The organism is Vibrio sp. M260121 (genome assembly GCF_036533715.1).
Taxonomy (GTDB): Bacteria; Pseudomonadota; Gammaproteobacteria; order Enterobacterales; family Vibrionaceae; genus Vibrio.
The window spans coordinates 86,357-109,339 of the sequence record NZ_JATABF010000008.1 but is presented as its reverse complement, the minus strand read 5'-3'; the positions used below and the strand labels follow the sequence as shown (position 1 = coordinate 109,339).

General features: G+C 45.5%; 27 protein-coding genes and 1 pseudogene. 16 read left to right on the top strand and 12 right to left on the bottom strand.

Annotated features, from left to right (window positions below):
• Positions 1 to 45: 45 nt before the first annotated feature.
• A complete protein-coding gene (locus tag QTO06_RS07230; protein WP_331407294.1) occupies positions 46 to 1,395 on the bottom strand; it encodes an MBL fold metallo-hydrolase in 1,350 nt (449 codons plus the stop codon).
• Between the two features lie 556 nt (positions 1,396 to 1,951).
• Positions 1,952 to 2,722, bottom strand: coding sequence for a triose-phosphate isomerase (gene tpiA, locus QTO06_RS07225; RefSeq protein WP_005428123.1), 771 nt, complete (start codon positions 2,720 to 2,722; stop codon positions 1,952 to 1,954).
• 515 nt (positions 2,723 to 3,237) lie between these two features.
• Between tpiA and QTO06_RS07220 the strand changes: the two genes are divergently transcribed.
• From QTO06_RS07220 to QTO06_RS07210, 3 genes are all read left to right on the top strand, one after another.
• Positions 3,238 to 3,585 (top strand): 5-carboxymethyl-2-hydroxymuconate Delta-isomerase, encoded by a 348-nt coding sequence (locus tag QTO06_RS07220; RefSeq protein ID WP_005528522.1) that lies wholly within the window; start codon positions 3,238 to 3,240, stop codon positions 3,583 to 3,585.
• A 63-nt stretch (positions 3,586 to 3,648) separates the two neighbouring features.
• The gene (locus tag QTO06_RS07215) at positions 3,649 to 4,071 is read left to right on the top strand and encodes a DUF805 domain-containing protein (protein ID WP_045370165.1); all 423 of its coding nucleotides are present in this window, start codon (positions 3,649 to 3,651) and stop codon (positions 4,069 to 4,071) included.
• 229 nt (positions 4,072 to 4,300) lie between these two features.
• Positions 4,301 to 4,588, top strand: a complete 288-nt coding sequence (locus QTO06_RS07210; protein WP_331407313.1) for a GIY-YIG nuclease family protein — start codon at positions 4,301 to 4,303, stop codon at positions 4,586 to 4,588.
• Here QTO06_RS07210 and QTO06_RS07205 read toward each other — a convergent pair.
• The 3 genes from QTO06_RS07205 to glpX all read right to left on the bottom strand — a co-directional run bounded on the left by QTO06_RS07205 (position 4,585) and on the right by glpX (position 7,651).
• Entirely contained in the window at positions 4,585 to 4,947 is a 363-nt protein-coding gene (locus QTO06_RS07205) for a DUF3135 domain-containing protein (RefSeq protein WP_331407293.1), read from the bottom strand. The two genes, QTO06_RS07210 and QTO06_RS07205, sit on opposite strands and share 4 nt — an antisense overlap.
• 120 nt (positions 4,948 to 5,067) lie before the next feature.
• On the bottom strand, positions 5,068 to 5,682 hold the full coding sequence (locus QTO06_RS07200; protein ID WP_331407292.1) for a helix-turn-helix transcriptional regulator: 615 nt from the start codon (positions 5,680 to 5,682) through the stop codon (positions 5,068 to 5,070).
• A 961-nt stretch (positions 5,683 to 6,643) separates the two neighbouring features.
• Positions 6,644 to 7,651: a class II fructose-bisphosphatase gene (glpX, locus tag QTO06_RS07195; protein ID WP_039984690.1), complete on the bottom strand. Its 1,008-nt coding sequence runs from the start codon at positions 7,649 to 7,651 to the stop codon at positions 6,644 to 6,646.
• 347 nt (positions 7,652 to 7,998) lie between these two features.
• On the opposite strand from glpX, the gene zapB reads away from it, so the two are divergent.
• Entirely contained in the window at positions 7,999 to 8,241 is a 243-nt protein-coding gene (gene zapB / locus QTO06_RS07190; RefSeq protein WP_005428165.1) for a cell division protein ZapB, read from the top strand.
• 107 nt (positions 8,242 to 8,348) lie between these two features.
• On the opposite strand, the gene rraA is transcribed toward zapB, so the two are convergent.
• The 7 genes and pseudogenes from rraA to priA form a co-directional block, all read right to left on the bottom strand.
• Positions 8,349 to 8,870 carry a ribonuclease E activity regulator RraA gene (gene rraA / locus QTO06_RS07185; RefSeq protein WP_039841359.1) on the bottom strand — a complete coding sequence of 174 codons (522 nt, stop codon included), beginning with the start codon at positions 8,868 to 8,870 and terminating at the stop codon, positions 8,349 to 8,351.
• A gap of 75 nt (positions 8,871 to 8,945) precedes the next feature.
• Complete coding sequence (locus QTO06_RS07180) at positions 8,946 to 9,863, bottom strand: 1,4-dihydroxy-2-naphthoate polyprenyltransferase (RefSeq protein ID WP_005435047.1); 918 nt, start codon at positions 9,861 to 9,863, stop codon at positions 8,946 to 8,948.
• Positions 9,864 to 10,673: 810 nt separating this feature from the next.
• Entirely contained in the window at positions 10,674 to 12,005 is a 1,332-nt protein-coding gene (gene hslU, locus QTO06_RS07175) for an HslU--HslV peptidase ATPase subunit (protein ID WP_270050218.1), read from the bottom strand.
• Positions 12,006 to 12,034: 29 nt separating this feature from the next.
• Positions 12,035 to 12,586, bottom strand: coding sequence for an ATP-dependent protease subunit HslV (hslV, locus tag QTO06_RS07170; protein WP_005435051.1), 552 nt, complete (start codon positions 12,584 to 12,586; stop codon positions 12,035 to 12,037).
• Between the two features lie 289 nt (positions 12,587 to 12,875).
• Entirely contained in the window at positions 12,876 to 13,427 is a 552-nt protein-coding gene (locus QTO06_RS07165; RefSeq protein ID WP_331407291.1) for an SPOR domain-containing protein, read from the bottom strand.
• 168 nt (positions 13,428 to 13,595) lie between these two features.
• Positions 13,596 to 14,606: pseudogene (gene cytR / locus QTO06_RS07160) on the bottom strand (DNA-binding transcriptional regulator CytR); the annotation flags it as partial.
• Positions 14,607 to 14,809: 203 nt separating this feature from the next.
• On the bottom strand, positions 14,810 to 17,011 hold the full coding sequence (priA, locus tag QTO06_RS07155; protein ID WP_038893882.1) for a primosomal protein N': 2,202 nt from the start codon (positions 17,009 to 17,011) through the stop codon (positions 14,810 to 14,812).
• A 295-nt stretch (positions 17,012 to 17,306) separates the two neighbouring features.
• Here priA and rpmE point away from each other — a divergent pair, with 295 nt between their 5' ends.
• The 12 genes from rpmE to rpsQ all read left to right on the top strand — a co-directional run bounded on the left by rpmE (position 17,307) and on the right by rpsQ (position 22,916).
• Complete coding sequence (gene rpmE / locus QTO06_RS07150) at positions 17,307 to 17,528, top strand: 50S ribosomal protein L31 (protein WP_005435070.1); 222 nt, start codon at positions 17,307 to 17,309, stop codon at positions 17,526 to 17,528.
• A gap of 446 nt (positions 17,529 to 17,974) precedes the next feature.
• Positions 17,975 to 18,286 carry a 30S ribosomal protein S10 gene (rpsJ, locus tag QTO06_RS07145; protein ID WP_004410492.1) on the top strand — a complete coding sequence of 104 codons (312 nt, stop codon included), beginning with the start codon at positions 17,975 to 17,977 and terminating at the stop codon, positions 18,284 to 18,286.
• Between the two features lie 14 nt (positions 18,287 to 18,300).
• A complete protein-coding gene (gene rplC / locus QTO06_RS07140; RefSeq protein WP_005435072.1) occupies positions 18,301 to 18,930 on the top strand; it encodes a 50S ribosomal protein L3 in 630 nt (209 codons plus the stop codon).
• A gap of 17 nt (positions 18,931 to 18,947) precedes the next feature.
• Positions 18,948 to 19,550, top strand: coding sequence for a 50S ribosomal protein L4 (gene rplD, locus QTO06_RS07135; protein ID WP_005435074.1), 603 nt, complete (start codon positions 18,948 to 18,950; stop codon positions 19,548 to 19,550).
• Positions 19,547 to 19,849 carry a 50S ribosomal protein L23 gene (gene rplW / locus QTO06_RS07130; RefSeq protein ID WP_004398471.1) on the top strand — a complete coding sequence of 101 codons (303 nt, stop codon included), beginning with the start codon at positions 19,547 to 19,549 and terminating at the stop codon, positions 19,847 to 19,849. Before rplD ends, rplW begins: the two co-directional genes overlap by 4 nt.
• 15 nt (positions 19,850 to 19,864) lie before the next feature.
• On the top strand, positions 19,865 to 20,689 hold the full coding sequence (gene rplB, locus QTO06_RS07125; RefSeq protein WP_005435076.1) for a 50S ribosomal protein L2: 825 nt from the start codon (positions 19,865 to 19,867) through the stop codon (positions 20,687 to 20,689).
• A 21-nt stretch (positions 20,690 to 20,710) separates the two neighbouring features.
• Positions 20,711 to 20,989, top strand: coding sequence for a 30S ribosomal protein S19 (gene rpsS, locus QTO06_RS07120; protein ID WP_005435078.1), 279 nt, complete (start codon positions 20,711 to 20,713; stop codon positions 20,987 to 20,989).
• Positions 20,990 to 20,999: 10 nt separating this feature from the next.
• On the top strand, positions 21,000 to 21,332 hold the full coding sequence (gene rplV / locus QTO06_RS07115) for a 50S ribosomal protein L22 (protein ID WP_005383164.1): 333 nt from the start codon (positions 21,000 to 21,002) through the stop codon (positions 21,330 to 21,332).
• 18 nt (positions 21,333 to 21,350) lie between these two features.
• Complete coding sequence (gene rpsC / locus QTO06_RS07110; protein WP_005435080.1) at positions 21,351 to 22,049, top strand: 30S ribosomal protein S3; 699 nt, start codon at positions 21,351 to 21,353, stop codon at positions 22,047 to 22,049.
• Positions 22,050 to 22,060: 11 nt separating this feature from the next.
• A complete protein-coding gene (gene rplP, locus QTO06_RS07105; RefSeq protein ID WP_005379577.1) occupies positions 22,061 to 22,471 on the top strand; it encodes a 50S ribosomal protein L16 in 411 nt (136 codons plus the stop codon).
• Complete coding sequence (rpmC, locus tag QTO06_RS07100; RefSeq protein ID WP_004410456.1) at positions 22,471 to 22,662, top strand: 50S ribosomal protein L29; 192 nt, start codon at positions 22,471 to 22,473, stop codon at positions 22,660 to 22,662. The genes rplP and rpmC overlap by 1 nt, the downstream gene beginning before the upstream one ends.
• The gene (gene rpsQ / locus QTO06_RS07095; protein WP_005435082.1) at positions 22,662 to 22,916 is read left to right on the top strand and encodes a 30S ribosomal protein S17; all 255 of its coding nucleotides are present in this window, start codon (positions 22,662 to 22,664) and stop codon (positions 22,914 to 22,916) included. Before rpmC ends, rpsQ begins: the two co-directional genes overlap by 1 nt.
• Positions 22,917 to 22,983: the final 67 nt, after the last annotated feature.

Genomic DNA, 22,983 nt, shown 5'->3' with positions numbered 1-22,983 from the left:
GGACCTTCTTTCTTTGCTCTTATTAAAGCTCCTAAAAAGTTTCAATTAATAAACCACTTCAACTCCTTCCGCTTCAATCCTTTTTCCTAACTCTTTTTTTGCTTCTTTCTCTCCATGTATCAAATGCACGGCTTTTGGTTGTGCTGGAATACCAGTAACAAACTTCAATAAATCGCTTTGGTCTGCATGTGCAGAATAACCAGAGATGGTATGGATCTGCGCGTTGGCTTCGATTGGTTGATTATCGATATCCACCGTGTGGCTGCCTGATTGGATTTCTCGACCCAAGGTTCCTTGTGCTTGATAGCCCGCAAACAACACATCATTTCTTTCGTCTGGCAAGAGTGCTTTTAAGTAATTGACGACTCTTCCTCCTTCGCACATACCGGATGCCGCGACGACAATCGCAGGCTCGTCAGTGGAGGCTAGTCGATTCACTAATGCTTGATGTTCTCGATGGTTTTCTACAGTAATGCATTGTTCAAAAGCGAGGGGATGACGATGATTGTTGAGCTTTTGCTTCGCTTCTTTTCCCCACAGTTTTTTGAAACGGCGATAGGTCTTCGTGACTCTTTTCGCAAGTGGTGAGTCTAGGATAATTGGCAAAGAAGACGACAAGTCGCGTTGATGAATCAGTTGTTCAATATCGAATAACAGTTCCTGCGTACGCCCTACGCTGAAAGCTGGGATCAGAATTACACCACCGTCTTGCAATGCGTGATCGATAATGGCGTTCAAGCGCTCAGTTCGAGTTGCAATGTCTTCATGCTCTTTGTTGCCGTATGTGGACTCGATGAACAGATAGTCGGCACGCTTTGGCGGCTTTGGATCGGGTAAGAGCGGGGTATTGGACGGACCTAGATCGCCGGAAAACATGATGATTTCATGATTGGGGAGTTTGAATTCCACGTAAGCGGAACCAAGAATGTGCCCTGCTGGTTGAAAGCGTAGGTAACATTGTTTGCCAAGTGGCAGCCATTGTTGGTAGTCATGGAGTCTTAGCTGTTTTTTAATGACATTGAGGACTTGCTGACGCTGATGGAAGTTCAAACCCAGTTGCAGCTTTAATCCATCTTCTAACATGAGCGGTACCAGTTCGGCTGTTGCTTTGGTGCAGTAGATGGGGCCTTTAAATCCAGCACCCAGTAACCAAGGTAGGCGTCCAATATGGTCGATATGAGCATGAGTCAGGACTAATGCTTTGATGTGTTTAACCGGAAATTCAATATCCAGTGATGCCTTGCGATTACCAAAATGGATGTCTTTGCCTTGAAAGAGTCCGCAATCGATCAAGATGCTGCCGTGTGGTAGTTTCAATTCATGACAAGAGCCAGTGACGGTATGTTTCCCACCATGGTGAATCACATTGGCGATGTCTGATATTGGTGTTGTCATGTCGATTGCTCCTCCTTGAACAAGCGTAGGTCAATAGTAAATCTTGAGAGCAGGGTAAGTGAATAGAGTTCGTTGGTTGGATGGAATTGAGTAGGAATAATCGGAAGTGCGATTGGGTTCTTTGTTTGATGTAAGTGGTTTGTCGTTGTTTTGAGTTTAGCGCGTGTTGTGAGTAGATTCCTGATGTCGCTTAGACTCCTCGGAATGACGGATGTCTTTTGGGTATGTCTGTTGTTTGGGTACTTTGAGTTGGGGCGTGGGGTGAGTCGACTCCTGATGTCGCTTAGGCTCCTCGGAATGACGGGATTCTTATAGGTTATGTCTGTTGTTTTGCAGGTTTGATTTGGGGCGTGCGGTTAGTAGATTCCTGATGTCGCTTGGGCTCCTTGGAATGACGGGATTCTGTTGTTTTTCTGGTTTGATTTGGGTGCGTGCGGAGAGTAGATTCCTGATGTCGCTTAGGCTCCTCGGAATGACAGGACTCACTAGATCGTAAGTAAACAAAAAGGGATGCGTGATGCATCCCTTTGTTATTTCTTCTTAGTAAAAAGCGAAATTAAGCTTTAGCTGCTGCCGCTGCTTTAGCGATAGCTACGAAGCTCTTAGCGTCTAGAGAAGCACCGCCAACTAGAGCACCGTCGATGTCTGGTTGTGAGAAGTAAGCTTCAGCGTTTTCTGGCTTAACAGAACCGCCGTATTGGATGATTACTTGTGCTGCAACTGCTTCGTCTTTCGCTGCGATTAGTGCGCGGATAGAAGCGTGGATGCGTTGTGCATCTTCAGCTGTTGCTGCTTTACCAGTACCGATAGCCCAGATTGGTTCGTAAGCGATGATTGCGCCGTTTAGAGCTTCAACACCGTAGGTGTCGATAACTGCGTTGATTTGACGTGCACATACTGCTTCAGTTTCGCCAGCTTCGTTTTGAGCTTCAGATTCACCGATACAGAAAACAGGCGTTAGACCGTTTTCTTTTAGGAAGTTGAATTTCTTAGCGATGAACTCGTCAGATTCGTTGTGGTATTCACGACGCTCTGAGTGACCGATGATGATGTGAGAAGCACCGAAGTCTTTCAGCATTTCTGGAGACATGTCGCCAGTGAAAGCACCGCTGTTGTTTAGGTCTGTGTTTTGTGCACCTAGGATAACTTTGTTACCGCCTTCAGCGATTACGCGCTCAGCTAGATCGATGTAAAGAGCTGGTGGAGCTACTGCTACGTCTACACCTTCAACGCCTTCAAGCTCAGCGTTAATACCTGTTAGTAGCTCAGTTACCATTGCTTTGCTACCGTTTAGTTTCCAGTTACCCATCACTACAGGACGACGCATAGGAATATCTCCCTTATCTTTAATGTAAATAGTCTATTAATGTAAAAAATCTACGTAGGAATATAACAGAATAATGTGAACAGATCATGATTGGCGTCATGTCTTATTCGGCTTTCTTCATCTGATCGGTGCTGCATTTGTTCTATACCCAAGTAACCTCGAGATGCTAGGTTCAGCGAGAATGGCTTGGTTTGCAGGCGAGGCAACAATTTGAAGATCTAGTGGTTCTAAATTAAAAATTGTTAACAAAGTATGCAGACCAAGGCAGCTCGCCCTTCGGGAGCGTGTCATTGAACCGATGCTGCGTTGTTTTCCTAGCTTGCTTTTTCGGTAAACAGGGAATCAATGACAACGCTCTGGACCCTGTATCTTGAGGTCACTTGGGTATATCCATTTTGTCAAAAGCAATCGATTGGTGATCGCGTAGACAGAATGATAGTTCATTCCTCGGAAAATGCGCCTTAGATTGGTATTACTACGGGCTAAAAGTTAGCCGTAATAAGAAAGGAATCAAAATGCCAAACTTAGTTTTAGAATATTCCAACTCGGTCGATGAGCGTGTGAATGTTCAAGGCCTATTAGAAGACTTACATAAAGTGACTTTAGATAGTGGTTTGTTCGAGCTGGCGTCCGTCAAATCTCGTGCACTTCGTTGCCACAATTGGCTGGTCGGGGAAGAGGGCGATAGTGTGGATTTTATTCATATCAACTTTGATTTGCTAACAGGAAGAAGCCCAGAACAGAAGCGGGAATTATCAAGAGCACTGATGGTAGTACTGCAAGAACAAGCGAGTCACGTACGCAGTTTGACCGTTAATGTTCGAGATATGGATATTGATTGCTTCCAGAAGGTGGTAAATTAGACACACTAGATTTACTTAGTGCGGCCAAGGAGTTGTCGCACTTTCAATATGTTGAGTGTTTCGATGTCGATTAAAGAATTACTGTTTTCTTTCCAAGGTCGTATAGGCCGTAAAACTTACTGGATGTGGAATATCATTTACTACATCATGATCTTGGGCTTTGGTGCTGGCATCAGTAAGTTATTCCCTGCGTTCTCTTATATTCTTCTGCCTATCTTCCTATTAATTCTTCTTATCCCAGATTTGGCGATCACCACTAAGCGCTGGCATGACCGTAATAAGTCTATTTACTGGTTGGCGTTAAACATCCCATTGATCATTGGCCGAGTTGCAACGCCGATGACGAATCCTGCAGCACAAGACCCATCGACACCGCAAATGATGATCGCTTCGATTTCTCTGATTTGTGGCCTGTGGATTCTGGTTGAGTGTGGTTTCTTGAAAGGTACTGCAGGTCAGAACGACTACGGCCCAGAGCCGAAATAAGCTCCTTGGATATTGGACTCGTTGGACGTAGATTCTTAGTCTCGCTGGCGCTCGCTAGAATGACGGGTTTCTTTTATTTAATAGTAAGTTAAATTAACTGTCATTCTGAACAGCGAGGGACGAGCGTGATTCAGAATCTACTCACCGAGTACTTCGAGTTTGAAGTAAGCTTACTTTGCTGGCGGGTCACAATAGGAAACTAAAAACAAGTCATTAAGGAGAATGAACCATCGACAAAACACCTTGCGTTTACATCTTAACTTCAAAAAATAACTCTGTTCTCTATATTGGTGTTACCAGCCAACTAGCACAAAGAATATGGCAGCATAAAAATGGAGTCATTGAAGGTTTTACCAAGAAATATCACGTTCACAAGCTCGTTTATTTTGAGTTGTTCGAAGATATGGCAACTGCCATAAACCGAGAAAAGCAGCTGAAACAATGGAAGCGAGAGTGGAAGTTAGATTTAGTAAGAAAAACGAATCCTGACTTTCTCGATTTATCCAATGAGTTTTAGTAAAAATCATCCCTACCTTTAAACGCTCTCAACTCAACCACATCGGCTTTTTTAGTTGAGGTAGTTTCTCCCTGCAATGCCTCTCTAAATTTCACCACCTGTTTTTGTAGTTCATTCATCAACACAACATTGGTGTGGTTGGGGTTCTTGCAGTTGTGGATGACTCTATCTATGTGGCTTTGTTGCGCCCATAACCTTGGCTGCATCTGCTCTGAGGCACCTTCTATCATCTCTTTTGCCATATTATGACGAAACTGCTCAAAGGCTTCGGGATCGCGTTCTGCCATTTTTACCATTTCATCGAATGAGGGCAAAACTTGTGGTTTGTGGGTGCTTGGCATGGCTATCTCCAAATCCATTGGACGTTGCTCCTAATTAATAAAAGCTTAATCCATGCGGAAACGGAGATAGAAGGAATGACAGCATCGTCTCATTAATAAGAGCGTATATTCATAATAAAGTGGAAGAGAGTCGAAATACTAGGCTTGAATGCGGTACACGCAGCGACGCTGGCCACTGATGATGTGCTCAGCTCGCTCTATTTTGGTGTCACTGCCGAGAAGTGACTGGAAGACGTTGAGCTCAGATTGGCACAAGCTTGGGCAGCGAGTCGCGGCTTTGCAAATAGGGCAGTGGTTTTCGATGAGAATAAACCCATGCTCATCTTTCTCTAATTCTGCCATGTAGCCTTCTTGTTCACGCAGAGTAACCAATGTCTTTAGTTTGCTCTCTAGAGAGTCACACTGCTCAAGATGCTGTTGGTAGTTTTGTAAGGTGAGTTTCTCACGCTCAGATGTGACTTTCTCCAATCCGTCTTTTCCGAAGATGTGCTCTACCGCTTCAATAAACTGAATGGTCAGTTCGCCGTGGCGATCAGCAAATTGCTCATGACCTTTTTGCGTAAGGGACCAATGACGGGTTGGGCGACCAACTTTGACTTTTACATCATGAATCGACAGGATGCCGTCATCTTCCAAACCTTGTAAGTGCTGACGCGCACCCATGGTTGTCATACCCAGTTCAGAAGAGAGTTGTTTCGCTGTGACAGAGCCATCACGCTTAACGATTTGCAAAATCCTATCTACGGTCTTCATATACCCACCATTTATACGTCAGTACATATTATGCGCGATAGGGTTAGTAAAGAAAAGTGTTGACTTAATTTGTGTGTGAATTTGTTGGGTATATGTCGTCATTCTAAACAACAAGGAACGAGTGTGATTCAGAATCTATTGTCCGTTTGTGCTGTGATTTAAGGTGAATGAGGGAGAGTTTGGGGGCGCTGTTACTAGATCCTTAGTCTCGCTTGAGCTCGCTAGGATGACGAACTCTTTTGGTTTATAGCTTGTTTAAGTAATCGTCATTCTGAACATCGAGGAACGGGCATGATGCAGAATCTATTGTCCGTTTGTGCTGTGATTTAAGGTGAATGAAGAAGAGTTTGGGGGCGCTGTTACTAGATCCTTAGTCTCGCTTGAGCTCGCTAGGATGACGAACTCTTTTGGTTTATGGCTTGTTTAAGTAATCGTCATTCTGAACACCGAGGAACGAGTGTGATTCAGAATCTATTATCCGTTTGTGCTGTGATTTAAGGTGAATGAAGAAGAGTTTGGGGGCGCTGTTACTAGATCCTTAGTCTCGCTTGAGCTCGCTAGGATGACGAACTCTTTTGGTTTGTAGCTTGTTAAAGTAATCGTCATTCTGAACAACGAGGAACGAGTGTGATTCAGAATCTATTGTCCGTTTGTGCGGTGATTTAAGGTGAATGAGGAAGAGTTTGGGGGGCGCTGCTACTAGATCCTTAGTCTCGCTTGAGCTTGCTAGGATGACGAACTCTTTTGGTTTATAGCTTGTTAAAGTAGTCGTCATTCTGAACAACGAGGAACGAGTGTGATTCAGAATCTATTATCCTTTGTTTCTGTGGTCTGGAGGAGGAATAAAGCTTAAGAGCTTGCTGGAATTAGATTCTCAGTCTCGCGATTAAAAACGAAGTTTAAATGACTTACCAGAAAAGAAAGGCTCCAACTCAGAGTGAGTGGGAGCCTCGAATACTGCTTAAAGAATGATATCGCGCACTTCAGGGTCTTTACGCTCTAGGTAGTGCGTAGACTTGATGCGGCGAATAGTACGGCAGCGACCGCGAATCAATAGGGTTTCTGTTGTTGCGATATTGCCTTGGCGAGAGATGCCTTCTAGTAGGTCACCTTTAGTAATACCCGTTGCAGAGAAGACTACGTTGTCGCTGCGCGCCATGTCTTCCATCTTCAATACAACATTCGCTTTTACACCCATCTCTTCACAGCGTTGTAGTTCAGCTGAGCCATAGATGCGGTTTTCTTCCGTATCGCCTTTTACTTCATGACGAGGAAGAAGACGACCATGCATGTCACCGTCTAGTGCGCGAATTACTGCTGCAGATACTACGCCTTCTGGTGCGCCGCCGATGCAGTACATCATGTCTACTTCGCTATCTGGCATACAAGTTAGGATTGAAGCAGCTACATCACCGTCTGGCACAGCGAATACGCGAACGCCCATTGCTTGCATCTCTGCGATCACTTTATCGTGACGAGGCTTCGCAAGCGTAATAACGACTAGCGTATCAAGAGGCTTGTTCAGTGCTTTTGCTACGTTTTCTAGGTTTTCTTTAAGTGGCTTACCTAGGTCGATAACGCCTTTTGCACCTGGACCAACAACCAGTTTTTCCATGTACATGTCTGGTGCTTTAAGGAAGCTGCCTTTCTCACCCGCAGCTAATACTGCTAGGGCGTTAGATTGGCCCATAGCGGTCATGCGTGTGCCTTCGATTGGGTCTACAGCGATATCAACTTCGTCGCCACCTATACCCACTTGCTCACCGATGTACAGCATTGGTGCATCATCGATTTCACCTTCACCAATAACGATTTCACCACTGATGTCTGTTTTGTTCAGCAGGGTGCGCATCACTTCAACTGCAGCACCGTCCGCTGCGTTTTTGTCGCCACGGCCAAGCCATTTGTAACCAGCCAAAGCGGCACCTTCAGTAACACGGGAAAATGCCATTGCTAAATCGCGTTTCATGATGTCTCCAAGTAACAAGAGGGAAGAATAATTTGCGCGGCGATTTTATCACATCGTCAGTTAAACGTTTGCCTTTTTGCTGAGCTTTTACTTTAACTAAGTTGAATTTGATCAATACTTGGGTGAGTTTATGGGGTAGTGATGGGAAAATGCATTGCGCAAAAATGCTTCGATGATAAGAAAAGTCAGCGTTTAGTGAGATTGCGCCGATTTTTTAACCGAATGATGCAAAATATCGAATATAGTAAGTGTTTCTCGTCGCTACGCTGAGTAGAATGAACCTCATAGGTAAGGTGCAAGCGAATGCTCGCGCATCGTCCCAACGGAATAACAATAGGTAGGCCAAGATGTCTTTTGAAGTACTAGAACAACTAGAATCGAAAATTCAAACTGCAGTTGACACAATCACTCTTCTTCAGATGGAAGTCGAAGAGCTGAAAGAAGATAAAGTGAAGCTTGAAACAGAAGCAAACGAGCTTCGTTCTCAGCGTGAAGAGCTAGAGCAAAAATCTCAGCAAGCTCAACAAGAACACGCACAGTGGCAAGAGCGCATTCGTGCACTACTTGGCAAGATGGACGAAGTGGAATAATCCACTTAAGTATCCAGAATCAAAAACACCCGCTTCGGCGGGTGTTTGCGTATTTGGCGATGGGTTTTTAGCGACTGGCTCGTTGCTAATAAAGGAGTGAGGTTAGTTTAACCTTCCTCACCTTCGTCTTCTTCATCGAGCTCTAAATCTACATTTAGAGGCTCAGGAGAAAGAATGATGCCGGTGCTGTCTGCATAGATGTAATCTTCAGGTAGGAAGCTAACGCCACCGAAGTTCACTGGTACGTCGATTTCACCGATACCTTGGTTTGCTGCCCCAACAGGGATAGACGCGAGTGCTTGAATGCCAAGATTCATGTCTTCCAGCTCGTCCACTTCACGGACGCAACCGTAAACGACAATTCCTTCCCATTCGTTTTCTTCTGCAAGCGTTGCGATTTCTGCATCGATTAAGGCTCTGCGTAGGGAACCGCCACCATCAATCAACAATACTCGTCCGATACCATCTTGTTCTAACGTTTCGCGGATCAGTGCGTTGTCTTCAAAGCACTTAACTGTCGTCACTTGCCCGGCAAATGACGCTCGGCCGCCAAAGTTACTGAACATTGGTTCAACTACATCTACCTGATCAAGATAGATATCACAGAGTGCTGAGGTATTGTATTCCATAGCGTACCTTTCTAAACAGAAACTGTTGTCTTTGAGTATATCTAGGCATTAAGTCAATGCAATGACAATCCTTTTTTAACTCATCAGAGTTTGAGCTACCACAATTGTTGCAAATAAAACGTTAGTGACCAGTGAGCATTTCACAACAACAGGCATCATAGGTGCGATTTGTGCTGGCTTTTCGGTATCCCAAACCGCTTTACCGTGATGAGCCACCACGTAAATGCTGATCAAGAAGGGCAGGCTAATCCACACTGGCTTGTCTTGAATAAGCAGGTAAGCCGCGAAAGCCAATAGTGCACCGCCAAGTAAAATGAAGTGGTATTGCTTTGCTTTGCGTTGGCCAAGTCGAACAGCCATGGTGCGCTTACCACATTCGCTGTCGTTCTCGATGTCACGCATATTGTTGATGTTCAGCACTGCTACCGCTAACAAACCGCAGCCCAATGCAGGTAAGAACAATGTCGCATCCACATGACCGGTATGCAGGAAGTAGGTACCAGAGACACCAAGTAAACCAAAGAAGATGAAAACGGACAGGTCGCCTAAGCCGACGTAACCGTAAGGCTTGCTACCCATGGTGTAAGCAATCGCCGCGATAATGGCAAGTATGCCTAAGCCGATAAAGGTAATGATGCTCTCAAAAGAGCTCAGTGCATAAAACACCAGAGTTAAGCCAGCAATTGCCGTCAGAATAATGTTGAAGATGATCGCGACTTTCATTTGCTGCGCTGTGACCGCGCCAGACTGCATTGCGCGCTGAGGGCCTAAACGGTTGTCGTTATCCGTGCCTTGCACTGCATCGCCGTAGTCGTTCGCAAGGTTCGACAAAATTTGCAGTAGGGTTGCCGTGACAAACGCCATAATGGCAATCGTCAGCGAGAAGTGACCCGCAGAGTAGGCGAGTACGCTACCGGTCAAAATAGACACCAGTGCGAGGGGTAATGTTTTTGGGCGAGCGGCTTCAAGCCAGATCTGCAATGATTGTTTCATGGATATTTCGTGCTAGTAACCAATGTGCCCAGTATAAGCACAAAGCGCCCATTACGCTATTGACCTGAAACAACTCAATTAAGAGTCAAAGGCTTACGGAGAAGGAACACAGTTTCCATATTTGAGGTAATAAAATGGCGCTTTGGGGGAAAGAGAAGGGTAAGGCGCACGTTGTTATTAGATCCTTAGTCTCGCTTGAGCTCGCTAGGATGACGAACTCTTTGGGTTTAGAGCTTGCTCAAGTAATTGTCATTCTGAACAACGAGGAACGAGGTGATTCAGAATCTACTGTCCGTTTGTGCTCTAGGTTGAAGTGAAAGACGAAGAGTTTGAGTGCGTTGTTACTAGATCCTTAGTCTCGCTGGAGCTCACTAGAATGAAGAATTCTTTTTGTTTAGAGCTTGCTAAAGTAATTGTCATTATGAACAACGAGGGGCGAGGTGATTCAGAATCTACGGTCCGTTTGTGCTGTGAGTTGAGGTGAAGGATGAAGGGTTGGAGTGAGTTGTTATTAGATCCTTAGTCTCGCTGGAGCTCGCTAGGATGACGAACTCTTTTTGTTTAGAGCTTGCTAAAGTAATTGTCATTCTGAACAACGAGGGACGAGGTGATTCAGAATCTACTGTCCGTTTGTGCTCTGGGTTGAAGTGAAGGATGAAGAGTTGGAGTGCGTTGCTACTCGATCCATAGTCTCGCTTGAGCTCGTTAGGATGACGAACTCTTTTTGTTTAGAACCTCTTAAAGTCACCGTTATTCTGAACGAAAAAGCCCAGAAGCATCGTTCTGGGCTTTGGACTCTATAGAGCGTTATTAAAGAATAAAGCGGCTTAGATCTTCATCTTCAATCGTATCGCCTAGGCGGTCTTTTACGTATGCCGCGTTAATGACGAATTTCTCACCGGCTTTTTCAGTCGCGTCGTAAGAAATCTCATCCATTAGACGCTCCATCACAGTGTGTAGACGACGCGCACCAATGTTCTCAGTGGTTTCGTTTACCGTCCATGCCGCTTCCGCGATTTGCGTGATGCCGTCTTCAGTGAATTCTACATCCACGTTCTCTGTTTTCATCAGCGCAATGTATTGCTCTGTCAGAGATGCTTTTGGCTCGGTTAGGATGCGTTTAAAATCGTTGCTGCTTAGCGCTTCAAGTTCTACACGGATTGGTAGACGACCTTGTAGTTCTGGGATCAGATCAGAAGGCTTCGCTACTTGGAATGCGCCAGATGCCACAAATAGGATGTGGTCAGTTTTCACCATACCGTGCTTCGTTGATACCGTGCTACCTTCGATTAGCGGTAGTAGGTCACGCTGAACACCTTCACGAGATACGTCTGGACCAGAGCTTTCACCACGCTTACAAATCTTGTCGATTTCGTCGATGAATACGATGCCGTTGTTCTCTACGTTGAAGATTGCAGACTCTTTCAGTTCTTCTTGGTTAACCAGTTTCGCAGCTTCTTCTTCTGCCAACGCTTTCATTGCGTCTTTGATTTTCAGCTTACGCTTCTTCTTGGTGTCACCGGCTAGGTTTTGGAACATGCCTTGTAACTGGTTGGTCATTTCTTCCATACCAGGAGGCGCCATGATCTCAACACCCATTTGCGGTGCAGCTACGTCGATCTCGATTTCTTTGTCATCTAGCTGGCCTTCACGCAGTTTCTTGCGGAAGATTTGACGCGTGTTCGATGTGTCTTCTTTTTGCTCAGATTGACCCCAAGCATCGCGAGCTGGCGGCAGTAGAGCATCAAGAATACGCTCCTCCGCTTGCTCTTCGGCGCGGAATTTTACTTTTTCCATCGCTTGTTGGTGAGTCATCTTCACGGCAACATCAGTAAGATCGCGGATGATGGTTTCCACTTCTTTACCTACATAACCCACTTCAGTGAATTTAGTTGCTTCGACTTTAATGAATGGTGCATTTGCCAGTTTAGCAAGACGACGTGCGATCTCAGTTTTACCTACACCAGTAGGACCAATCATTAGAATGTTCTTTGGTGTTACTTCAACACGCAAGCTTTCTTCAAGCTGCATACGACGCCAACGGTTACGTAGTGCAATCGCAACCGAACGTTTTGCTTTGTCTTGACCAATAATGTGGCGGTTCAGTTCATGAACGATTTCGCGAGGAGTCATTTCAGACATATTCTTTCCTTACTTCGTTACGATTGCTCTTAAGCGGTTGGCTTAGGAAGCTCTACTGTAGATTCTAGTTCTTCTACAGTGTGGTGATGGTTGGTGAATACACAGATGTCGCCAGCAATGTTCAATGCTTTTTCCGCAATTTCACGCGCGTCTAGGTCTGTGTTTTCTAATAGGGCTGTTGCTGCAGCTTGTGCGTACGCGCCGCCAGAGCCAATAGCGATAAGATCGTTTTCTGGCTGCACCACATCACCGTTACCCGTGATGATCAATGAAGCGGTTTCATCTGCTACTGCTAGTAGGGCTTCTAGTTTGCGAAGTGCGCGGTCGCTACGCCAGTCTTTTGCTAGCTCCACAGCTGCCTTTGTTAAATGGCCTTGGTGCATTTGCAGCTTGCTTTCGAAGCGCTCGAATAAGGTGAAGGCATCTGCTGTACCGCCAGCGAAGCCTGCAAGGACTTGGTTGTTGTATAGGCGGCGAACTTTACGCGCGTTGCCTTTCATTACGGTATTGCCTAGCGACACTTGGCCATCACCCGCGATGACGACTTTATTGTTTCGACGTACAGATACAATGGTAGTCACAGTCGACCTCTTAATTATTTCTCTTTGGATTTAATTAAGTATATGGGGCAAATGAATTGTGGATTCAAGGGGAAGTTGTTTTTCGATGATAGACAGAGTGTTTTGTCTTTTTGAACAAGAATGAGAGCGATGGCGTTGGGGGAGATAAGGCGTGCTGGTGGCGTGTTACCTGTGTCACTCCCTACAGTGAAGCTAAACGAGTAGGGAATCTCATTTTTCTGACCTTTAGCTAAAAGAAAAGACCAACCGATCGCTCGGTTGGTCTCCGTATTTTATCGAACTGTGAGAATTATAGATTCTCTTTCCAAATAGCACATGGCTCGATCTTCGCGCGTTGCAGTTTGTGACGATCTTTTTCTGCATCTCGTTTGAACTTGTATGGACCAAGAACAACGCGATACCAAGAGCTGCCTTCTTTCTTAATGACTCGGCTCGTCATGCCCTGGAAGGCGATAGCTAGCTTACGCTCTTCTGCCTGACTTTGGTTTTTGTAAGCACCACACTGCATCACATAAGGTACTTTGGATACCTGAATTTCTTTAGCGACGACTTCTACTTCACGCTGTGGTAGAGATTCCACGTATTCCCACTTTTCTTCTGGTGGAGGTGGAATGTCTTTCTTCGGCTTTGGTTTGCTGGTGGTATTCGTTACAGGCTTTTCTGCCACAACGGTTTGCTCAGGTTCTGGATCTGAGCTCAATAAATACAGACCATAGCCGAAACCGCCCACGAGCAATATTGCCAGTAGACCACTACGCCAAGGTTTTTTTCTTGAAGGTTGTTTTTTTGTAGACTTTTTCGGAGCGCCGCGTCCGCGTCTTACATAATCTCTATTTGCCACGGTTACTTCAGGTCATCAAGGATTCTGGCAAATATGTTAATCCAGAACGCAATGAGAAAACACCCTATTCGAACATTCTTGTTAGCTATGTACAGGAAAGTAGGCATAAAAAAGCGACGCTAAATGCGTCGCTTAGAATGAAACGGTTGTTGCTGCGGAAGAGTTTTCTTATCGAAGTGGCGGTGGCGCTGCACTGCCACGCACAACAAGTTTGGTCTCGAGTAGGCGAGAACCAGAATGCACGTCGTGACCTTTAAGCAACTCAAGCATCATCAACATCGCTTGGCGACCGATCTCATAACGAGGTTGAGAGATGGTGGTTAGCGGTGGATCGCAATATTGAGCGAACTGAATGTCATCAAAGCCGACTACGGACAGGTCTTGAGGAATACGCAGACCTAGGCGCTTCGCTTCTTGAATAGCACCAATTGCCATGGTGTCACAGTGACAGAATAGAGCGGTCGGTGGCTCTGGAAGCTCAAGCAGTTTACGCACGGCTTGTACTCCGCCGTCAAAAGAGAAGTCGGCAATAACAGTGTATTGCTCCTCTTTATTAATACCCGCTCGACGCAGTGCTTGTTGGTAACCTTGGTGGCGGAACTGACACAGAGCAGCAGAGTCTGGGCCAGAGATCTGAGCAATACGCTTATGACCTAACTGAGTAAGGTAGTTCACTGCTTCAAAGGCTGAGGTTAGGTTATCGATATGAACGGTTGGCAGTTCCAACTCTGGAGCAAATTCACACGCCATCACCATAGGTGGCAGGTTTTTCTGTTCAGGCTTGCTGACATCAAACGGCAGATCTGTACCAAGTAAAAGCATACCATCTGCTTGTTTAGTAAAGACTAAGTTAACAAACGAGCTTTCACGCTTTTTCTGCTGACCGCTGTCGCCCAATAGAACAAGATAGCCGTGTTCCATTGCTGCATCTTCAATACCACGAATGATCTCTGAGAAGTACGGGTCGCAAATGTCAGGTACGATGGTGACAATGGTTTTTGATTCATTTCTGCGTAAGTTACGAGCTAATGAATTTGGTGAATAACCAGCTTCTAGTACGGCATCTTCCACTCTCTTTCTTGTTGAAGAAGAGACTTTTTCTGGATTCATTAATGCTCTTGATACCGTCGCAGTAGATACCCCTGCAAGCTGGGCAACATCCTTCATTGTCGCCATAGTTTTTACCCTCTTAAAATATTCGCCAAGGTGACGTTTGTCATTGTTCTAATTGAAGCCTATGTGACTGATCCACTTTAGACTTTACTAATTTGAATAGTCTATTCATTTCTAAAGGGAAAGTTACGGTCTGTTTAACAAAAATTGCAATCCTAATGTGAATTTCATCACATTAAAAGGCAATTCATTACATGGTTAAACGTTTGCTAGCTGAGATCCTGTGGCTCTATGTCTAAATTCCAGCGAACTTTCTTGGCATTTGGCAACAACTCAATAGCAGGTTTTGCACTGGTTAATAACTTTTGCATCAATGAGCGATGCTGAGTTTGCAGTAAAAGCTGCCATCGATATTTGCCAGCGCGCTTAGCCAGTGGTGAAGGTGTCGGTCCCAATACCATGCAGCTATCATCGAACAATGGGTGTGATTCAAGGGTAAAACGCACCTGACGTAAAAAGTCTTCGACCACTTCGCTTTGGTTCGCTTCTGCTTTAAATAAGGTCAAGAAGCTATACGGTGGCAGTTGGGCGAGTTTACGCTCTTCCAACGCTGTCATAGCAAAGTGACGATAGTCTTTCTGAAGCAGGGCTTGCAGTAGGCTGTGTTCAGGGTGGTGAGTTTGAAGAATCACTTCACCGGGTTTGCTTGCACGCCCTGCACGCCCCGCAACCTGAATAAATAGCTGAGCGAGCCTTTCGGAGGCGCGGAAGTCGCTGCTATATAGAGAGCCATCGACATCCAATAGTGCAACAAGGGTGACATTAGGGAAGTGGTGGCCTTTCGCTAACATCTGGGTCCCTATCAGAATTTGGTATTCACCTTTACGAATTGACTCTAGCGCATCTTCCAAGCTGCCTTTACGGCGAGTGCTGTCTCTATCAATACGAATCGCTTTGTATTCAGGGAACAGATCTGCCAGTTGCAGTTCAAGCTGTTCAGTGCCCACGCCAACAGTTACTAGCTGAGTAGAACCACAGCCCTGACATTGATGAATTACCGGTTGTTGTGAGCCGCAGTGATGGCAGCGAATCTCATTGCTGTATTGATGGAACGTATAATAAGCATCGCAACGCTTACATTCTGCAATCCAACCACACTCATGGCACATCAAGGCAGGGGAGAAGCCGCGACGGTTTAGGAACAACATCACTTGGTTGCCTGCTTTAAGATGTTTACGCATTTCAGCAATCAGAGGTGCGGATAAACCACTGTCTAAATAAAGCCCTTTAACATCGAGTACTTTGTTAGTGGTGGGTACCGCGGAGCCAGCACGCTGAGTCAATGTTAAGTGGTGGTATTTGCCCGATAGCGCATTGTGCAGCGTTTCCAAAGCAGGGGTCGCTGATCCAAGAACAATAGGTACTTGCTCTTTGTGCGCGCGCATGACTGCGACATCACGGGCGTGGTAGCGCAAACTATCTTGCTGTTTATAAGAGGAGTCGTGTTCTTCATCGACAATAATGATGCCCAGATCCGCAAAGGGAGTGAGTAGGGCAGAGCGGGTACCAATAATAATACCAGCTGCTTTATCTCGTGCAGATAGCCAAGCATTAAGACGCTCGGTGTCATTTAACCCAGAGTGGATGACATCCACAGGCACATTGAATCGATGTTTAAAGCGGTTGATGGTCTGCGGGGTTAAGCCAATTTCGGGTACTAAAACCAAAGCTTGTTTGCCTTGCTCAAGAACTGGCTTGATAAGGTTCAAGTAAACTTCTGTTTTACCTGAGCCTGTCACACCTTCTAATAAATAGCAGGCAAAACCTGTTTGGCTATTTACGCTGGCAATAGCAAGCGCTTGCTCGTGGTTGAGTTTTGGTTTTTCGACGTCACGTTCAACCTGCGTGCTCCACTTAGTTACCGTTGGCTTTTTCTCTATGCGTTCAACCCAGCCTTTCTCTTCCAAAGACTTAAGTACTGCAGAGCCTATCTCTGTATCAATAAACTCTTGGTGTGGGACGGCACCGTTGACCAACATCTGTAAAGCGCGTTGTTGTTTGACCGCACGCCCAAGTCCCTGCATTAACTTGTCTTTGCCCGATGCGGTGATTTGCCACTCTTGTAATGTGGCGAAATCCGCGGGCTTACCCTTTCGCAGAGCGGCTGGCATCGCATTGTGCAAAGTGTCCCCAAGAGGGTACTGATAAAATTGGCTACACCACATTAATAAAGAATAAAGTTTCTCTGGCCAAACAGGTTGGGCATCCAAGACGGCTTTAATTGGTTTTAGTTGTTCTTTAGGAAAGTCTGAATGATTAACCATCGCTGTGACAACGCCAACCAAGGTTTGTCGGCCGAAAGGAACAGAAACTCGCCCTCCAATCACTGGAAACAGGTGCCCAGGAATGACATAGTCAAACTGCTTGTCTAGAGGGACCGGTAATGCCACTCGTGCGATGGATGGACGCATAGAATCTTTACTATATAAAAGAGGGAAGAGAGGTATAGTCTATTAAAACGCAGTGAAGAATTCGAGCGCTGCGCATTTTTGGGGAAGTGATCGCTCTCAGTACTAAAGTACTGGTGAAAAAAGTGGCGAAAAAGTTGCCAAATGTGTTGATCCTAGCTTAGCGATTCATTAGTATACTGCGCCTTGAGATATGGCTTCGGCAAATGGTCGATGCGGTATCGCATTTTATTATTAATTACGTGTGGTGTGCGGCTTAGATTCGTATAGCGACACGGCCTACAATTGAGGTTATCCCATGAAAGCTGGTATCCACCCAGAATACAAAGCAGTAACTGCTACTTGTTCTTGCGGCAACTCTTTCGAGTTCAACTCTACTCTAGGTAAAGATTCTATCCACCTAGACGTATGTGACAAGTGCCACCCATTCTACACTGGTAAGCAACGTATCGTTGATACAGGCGGCCGTGTTGATCGCTTCAACAAGCGTTTCGGTGCACTATCAAGCGGTAAGAAATAATAGCAGACGCTATTACGATTACAGTTTAGAAAAGGACGCTTCGGCGTCCTTTTTGTTTATGGCTTAATGAAGAATTTGAATGGTTAATTTTTGTTCGATTATTTTTCATCCAGCTATTGCATCCTAAAGTGTGATCTGTATAATGCAGCGCACTGGTTAAGCCAGTTGTGAACCAATGAGCAGTGAGGAGCGAGTAAATCTTCGGATTTACGAGGTAATGTAGACTCAGCTTATGTTCGCGGTTAATACAATTAGCTATCTTTTCTTCGGAAAAACTATCCCCAGACGTGACTCTGGCATATAGGGGTAGTTAATCGAAAATTAACTGACAATGTGTCCTAATCTTGGACGCTACGGTTTCACATAAATCAATCGGCATTCTCTCGTCTTGACGAGTCTGAGTGGCGATATTGTTTGTGTAATTTTTAATATTGGAGCTCTGTCTCATGCAGAACCAACGTATCCGTATCCGCCTAAAAGCTTTCGATTACAAACTAATCGATGCTTCTACAGCGGAAATCGTTGAAACAGCTAAGCGCACTGGCGCACAGGTTCGTGGTCCAATCCCACTACCTACTCGTAAAGAGCGTTTCACAGTTCTTATCTCTCCACACGTTAACAAGAAAGCACGTGACCAGTACGAAATTCGTACTCACAAGCGTCTAATCGACATCGTTGAGCCAACAGACAAAACTGTTGATGCTCTAATGCGTCTAGACCTTGCTGCGGGCGTTGACGTTCAAATTAGCCTAGGTTAAGGGAGATTAGAAGAATGATTGGTCTAATCGGTCGTAAAGTGGGCATGACCCGCGTATTTACTGAAGACGGCGTTTCTATCCCAGTAACAGTTGTTGAAGTTGAAGCAAACCGTGTATCTCAAGTTAAAACTCTTGAGACAGATGGCTACGCTGCAATCCAGGTAACTGCTGGTTCTAAGAAAGCTAACCGCGTAAACAAAGCTGAAGCAGGTCACTTTGCTAAAGCTGGCGTTGAAGCTGGTCGTGGTCTTTGGGAATTCCGTTTGGAAAACGGTGAAGAGTTCGCAGTTGGCGCTGAGCTAACAGTTGAACTATTCAACGAAACTAAGAAAGTAGACGTTACTGGTACATCTAAGGGTAAAGGTTTCCAAGGCGCTGTTAAGCGTTGGAACTTCCGTACTCAAGATATGACTCACGGTAACTCATTGTCTCACCGTGCACCGGGTTCAATTGGCCAATGTCAAACTCCAGGTCGCGTATTTAAAGGCAAGAAAATGGCAGGTCACATGGGTGCTGAGCGTGTAACGACTCAAAACCTAGAGATCGTACGTGTTGACGCTGAGCGCAATCTGCTTCTTATCAAAGGTGCAGTACCAGGCTCAACAGGTGGCAACGTGATCGTTAAACCAGCTGTTAAAGCATAACGTCTCAGGAGTAAGTAATGGAACTAATGGTTAAAGGTGCTGATGCACTAACTGTTTCCGAAACTACTTTCGGACGTGAGTTTAACGAAGCTCTTGTACACCAAGTAGTTGTTGCATTTGCAGCAGGTGCTCGTCAAGGTACTCGTGCTCAAAAAACACGTTCAGAAGTTTCTGGCGGTGGCGCTAAGCCATGGCGTCAAAAAGGTACTGGCCGTGCGCGTGCTGGTACAATCCGTAGCCCAATCTGGCGTACAGGTGGTGTTACTTTTGCTGCGAAACCACAAGATCACAGCCAAAAAGTAAACAAAAAAATGTACCGCGGTGCTATGAAGAGCATTCTTTCTGAGCTAGTTCGTCAAGAGCGTCTAATCGTTGTTGATAACTTCTCAGTTGAAGCGCCAAAGACTAAAGAGCTAGTTGCTAAGCTTAAAGAGCTTGAGCTAACTGACGCTCTAATCGTGACTAGCGAAGTAGATGAGAATCTATTCCTAGCTGCTCGTAACCTATACAAAGTTGACGCACGTGACGTTGCTGGTATCGATCCAGTTTCACTAATCGCGTTCGACAAAGTTGTAATGACTGCAGAAGCAGTTAAGCAAGTTGAGGAGATGCTAGCATGATCACTGAAGAGCGTATCCTAAAAGTTCTACGTGCTCCGCACATCTCTGAAAAAGCAACTATGGCAGCTGAGAAAGCGAACACTATCGTTTTCAAAGTAGCTAAAGATGCAACTAAAAAAGAGATCAAAGCAGCTGTAGAAAAGCTTTTTGAAGTTGAAGTTAAGTCTGTAAATACTCTTATCACTAAGGGTAAGACCAAACGTCAAGGTCTACGCCAAGGTCGCCGCAGCGACGTTAAGAAAGCGTACGTTACTTTGAAAGAAGGTCAAGATCTTGACTTCGTTGGCGGCGCGGAATAACAGGAGTAGTTAAGAATGGCTATTGTTAAATGTAAGCCGACTTCCCCTGGTCGTCGTCACGTTGTTAAAGTTGTTAACGCTGACCTACACAAGGGCAAGCCATACGCACCTCTTCTAGAGAAAAACTCTAAGAACGGTGGTCGTAACAACAACGGTCGTATCACAGTACGTCACATCGGCGGTGGTCACAAGCACCACTACCGTGTAGTTGACTTCAAACGTACTAAAGATGGCATCCCAGCGAAAGTTGAGCGTCTAGAATACGATCCAAACCGTAGCGCAAACATTGCTCTAGTTCTTTACAAAGACGGTGAGCGTCGCTACATCCTAGCACCTAAAGGTGTTAACGCGGGTGATGTTATTCAATCTGGTGTTGATGCACCGATTAAAGCGGGTAACACTCTACCAATGCGTAACATCCCAGTAGGTTCAACTGTACACAACGTTGAACTAAAACCTGGTAAAGGTGGTCAGCTAGCTCGTTCGGCTGGTGCTTACGCTCAAATCGTTGCTCGCGACGGTGCGTACGTAACTATCCGTCTACGTTCTGGCGAAATGCGCAAAGTTCTTTCTGAAGGCCGTGCAACAATCGGTGAAGTTGGTAACTCTGAGCACATGCTACGTGAACTTGGTAAAGCTGGTGCTTCACGCTGGCGCGGCGTACGTCCAACCGTACGTGGTGTAGTAATGAACCCGGTTGACCACCCACACGGTGGTGGTGAAGGTCGTACTTCTGGTGGCCGTCACCCAGTATCTCCTTGGGGTATGCCTACTAAAGGCTTCAAGACTCGTAAGAACAAACGCACTGACAAGTACATCGTACGTCGTCGTAACAAGTAATCTATATAAAGAGGAATCGCCATGCCACGTTCTCTCAAGAAAGGTCCTTTTATTGACCTACACTTGCTGAAGAAGGTAGAGAAAGCGGTGGAAAGCGGAGACAAAAAGCCTATTAAGACTTGGTCCCGTCGTTCAATGATCATCCCTACGATGATCGGTTTGACCATCGCTGTCCATAATGGTCGTCAGCACGTACCAGTTTTCGTTACCGAAGAAATGATCGGTCACAAACTAGGTGAATTCGCACCAACACGTACTTACCGCGGTCACGCTGCGGATAAGAAAGCTAAGAAGCGTTAAGGAGTAAATAATGGAAGCTATTGCTAAACATAACTTTGCTCGCATTTCGCCTCAGAAAGCTCGCTTAGTTGCGGATCTAATTCGTGGTAAATCTGTTGACCAAGCTCTAGAAATTCTAACGTTCAGCAACAAAAAAGCTGCTGCTCTAGTTAAGAAAGTTCTAGAGTCTGCTATCGCTAACGCGGAGCACAACGAAGGTGCAGATATTGACGATCTGAATGTCGCAAAAATCTTTGTAGATGAAGGCCCAACCATGAAGCGTATTATGCCTCGTGCTAAAGGTCGTGCGGATCGTATCTTGAAGCGTTCAAGCCACATCACTGTTGTTGTAGCAGATCGCTAGAGACTAGGAGAGTAAGCAATGGGTCAAAAAGTACATCCTAATGGTATTCGTCTTGGCATCGTTAAGCCTTGGAATGCTACATGGTTTGCTAACACCAAAGATTTCGCTGACAACCTAGACGGCGACTTCAAGGTACGTCAGTTCCTAACTAAGGAACTACAAAAAGCATCTCTTTCACGTATCGTTATCGAGCGTCCTGCTAAGAGCATCCGTGTGACTATTCACACTGCTCGTCCAGGCGTTGTAATCGGTAAGAAAGGTGAAGACGTTGAGAAACTACGTGCAGCTGTAGCTAAAATTGCAGGTGTACCAGCTCAAATTAACATCGCTGAAGTACGCAAGCCTGAGCTTGATGCACAGCTTGTTGGTGACAGCATCGCGTCTCAACTAGAGCGTCGTGTTATGTTCCGTCGTGCTATGAAGCGCGCGGTACAAAACGCAATGCGTCTAGGTGCTAAAGGCATCAAAGTGGAAGTAAGCGGTCGTCTAGGCGGCGCTGAAATCGCACGTTCTGAGTGGTACCGTGAAGGTCGTGTACCTCTACACACTCTACGTGCAGACATTGATTACGCAACTTCTTCGGCTCACACTCAATACGGTGTGATCGGCATTAAAACTTGGATCTTCAAAGGTGAGATCCTAGGTGGTATGCCAGCAGCTAACGCTGTAGAGCCTAAAGGCGACAAGCCTAAGAAGCAGCGTAAAGGCCGTAAGTAAGGAGTCGACAGATGCTACAACCTAAACGTACTAAGTTCCGTAAGGTTCAGACAGGTCGTAACCGTGGTCTAGCTAAAGGTACTGATGTAAGCTTCGGCGAGTTCGGTCTTAAAGCTGTTGGCCGTGGTCGTCTAACTGCTCGTCAAATTGAAGCGGCACGTCGTGCAATGACACGTCACGTTAAGCGTCAAGGTAAAATCTGGATCCGTGTGTTCCCAGACAAACCAATCACAGAAAAACCACTTGAAGTTCGTCAAGGTAAGGGTAAAGGTAACGTTGAGTACTGGGTAGCCCAAATCCAACCTGGTAAGGTTATGTACGAAATGGGTGGTGTACCTGAAGAATTGGCTCGTGAAGCGTTCCGCCTAGCGGCTCGTAAACTGCCATTCAAAACTACATTTGTAACTAAGCAGGTGATGTGATGAAAGCACAAGATCTACGCGAGAAAAGCGTTGAAGAGCTTAACGCTGAGCTATTGAATTTGCTACGCGAACAGTTCAACTTGCGCATGCAAGCTGCAACTGGTCAGCTACAGCAAACTCATACTCTGAAAGCTGTACGCCGTGATATCGCACGTGTGAAAACTGTTTTGACTGAGAAGGCAGGCGCATAATGAGCGAAGTAAAACGTACTCAACAAGGTCGTGTTGTTAGCGACAAGATGGACAAGTCTATCGTAGTTGCTATCGAGCGCATGGTTAAACACCCAATTTACGGTAAATTCGTAAAGCGCACGACTAAAGTACACGCACATGACGAGAACAACGAGTGTGGCCTAGGCGACACAGTTGAAATCGCTGAGTGTCGTCCACTGTCTAAGACTAAGTCTTGGACATTGGTAAAAGTCCTAGAAAAAGCGAAGATCTAATCTTCTTTATTCTATGATTAAAAACGGCTCCAAAAATAATTTTTGGAGCCGTTTATTTTTTGACTAC

Coding starts and splice junctions, on each gene's coding strand:
- rplB (WP_005435076.1), top strand. CDS start 19,865: ATGGCTATTGTTAAATGTAAGCCGACTTCCCCTGGTCGTCGTCACGTT.
- rplD (WP_005435074.1), top strand. CDS start 18,948: ATGGAACTAATGGTTAAAGGTGCTGATGCACTAACTGTTTCCGAAACT.
- rpmC (WP_004410456.1), top strand. CDS start 22,471: ATGAAAGCACAAGATCTACGCGAGAAAAGCGTTGAAGAGCTTAACGCT.
- tpiA (WP_005428123.1), bottom strand. CDS start 2,722: ATGCGTCGTCCTGTAGTGATGGGTAACTGGAAACTAAACGGTAGCAAA.
- rpsC (WP_005435080.1), top strand. CDS start 21,351: ATGGGTCAAAAAGTACATCCTAATGGTATTCGTCTTGGCATCGTTAAG.
- QTO06_RS07215 (WP_045370165.1), top strand. CDS start 3,649: ATGTCGATTAAAGAATTACTGTTTTCTTTCCAAGGTCGTATAGGCCGT.
- QTO06_RS07180 (WP_005435047.1), bottom strand. CDS start 9,863: ATGAAACAATCATTGCAGATCTGGCTTGAAGCCGCTCGCCCAAAAACA.
- rpsS (WP_005435078.1), top strand. CDS start 20,711: ATGCCACGTTCTCTCAAGAAAGGTCCTTTTATTGACCTACACTTGCTG.
- rraA (WP_039841359.1), bottom strand. CDS start 8,870: ATGGAATACAATACCTCAGCACTCTGTGATATCTATCTTGATCAGGTA.
- QTO06_RS07200 (WP_331407292.1), bottom strand. CDS start 5,682: ATGAAGACCGTAGATAGGATTTTGCAAATCGTTAAGCGTGATGGCTCT.
- rplV (WP_005383164.1), top strand. CDS start 21,000: ATGGAAGCTATTGCTAAACATAACTTTGCTCGCATTTCGCCTCAGAAA.
- rplP (WP_005379577.1), top strand. CDS start 22,061: ATGCTACAACCTAAACGTACTAAGTTCCGTAAGGTTCAGACAGGTCGT.
- QTO06_RS07205 (WP_331407293.1), bottom strand. CDS start 4,947: ATGGATTTGGAGATAGCCATGCCAAGCACCCACAAACCACAAGTTTTG.
- QTO06_RS07220 (WP_005528522.1), top strand. CDS start 3,238: ATGCCAAACTTAGTTTTAGAATATTCCAACTCGGTCGATGAGCGTGTG.
- zapB (WP_005428165.1), top strand. CDS start 7,999: ATGTCTTTTGAAGTACTAGAACAACTAGAATCGAAAATTCAAACTGCA.
- rplW (WP_004398471.1), top strand. CDS start 19,547: ATGATCACTGAAGAGCGTATCCTAAAAGTTCTACGTGCTCCGCACATC.
- rpmE (WP_005435070.1), top strand. CDS start 17,307: ATGAAAGCTGGTATCCACCCAGAATACAAAGCAGTAACTGCTACTTGT.
- QTO06_RS07230 (WP_331407294.1), bottom strand. CDS start 1,395: ATGACAACACCAATATCAGACATCGCCAATGTGATTCACCATGGTGGG.
- hslU (WP_270050218.1), bottom strand. CDS start 12,005: ATGTCTGAAATGACTCCTCGCGAAATCGTTCATGAACTGAACCGCCAC.
- priA (WP_038893882.1), bottom strand. CDS start 17,011: ATGCGTCCATCCATCGCACGAGTGGCATTACCGGTCCCTCTAGACAAG.
- rpsQ (WP_005435082.1), top strand. CDS start 22,662: ATGAGCGAAGTAAAACGTACTCAACAAGGTCGTGTTGTTAGCGACAAG.
- rpsJ (WP_004410492.1), top strand. CDS start 17,975: ATGCAGAACCAACGTATCCGTATCCGCCTAAAAGCTTTCGATTACAAA.
- rplC (WP_005435072.1), top strand. CDS start 18,301: ATGATTGGTCTAATCGGTCGTAAAGTGGGCATGACCCGCGTATTTACT.
- glpX (WP_039984690.1), bottom strand. CDS start 7,651: ATGAAACGCGATTTAGCAATGGCATTTTCCCGTGTTACTGAAGGTGCC.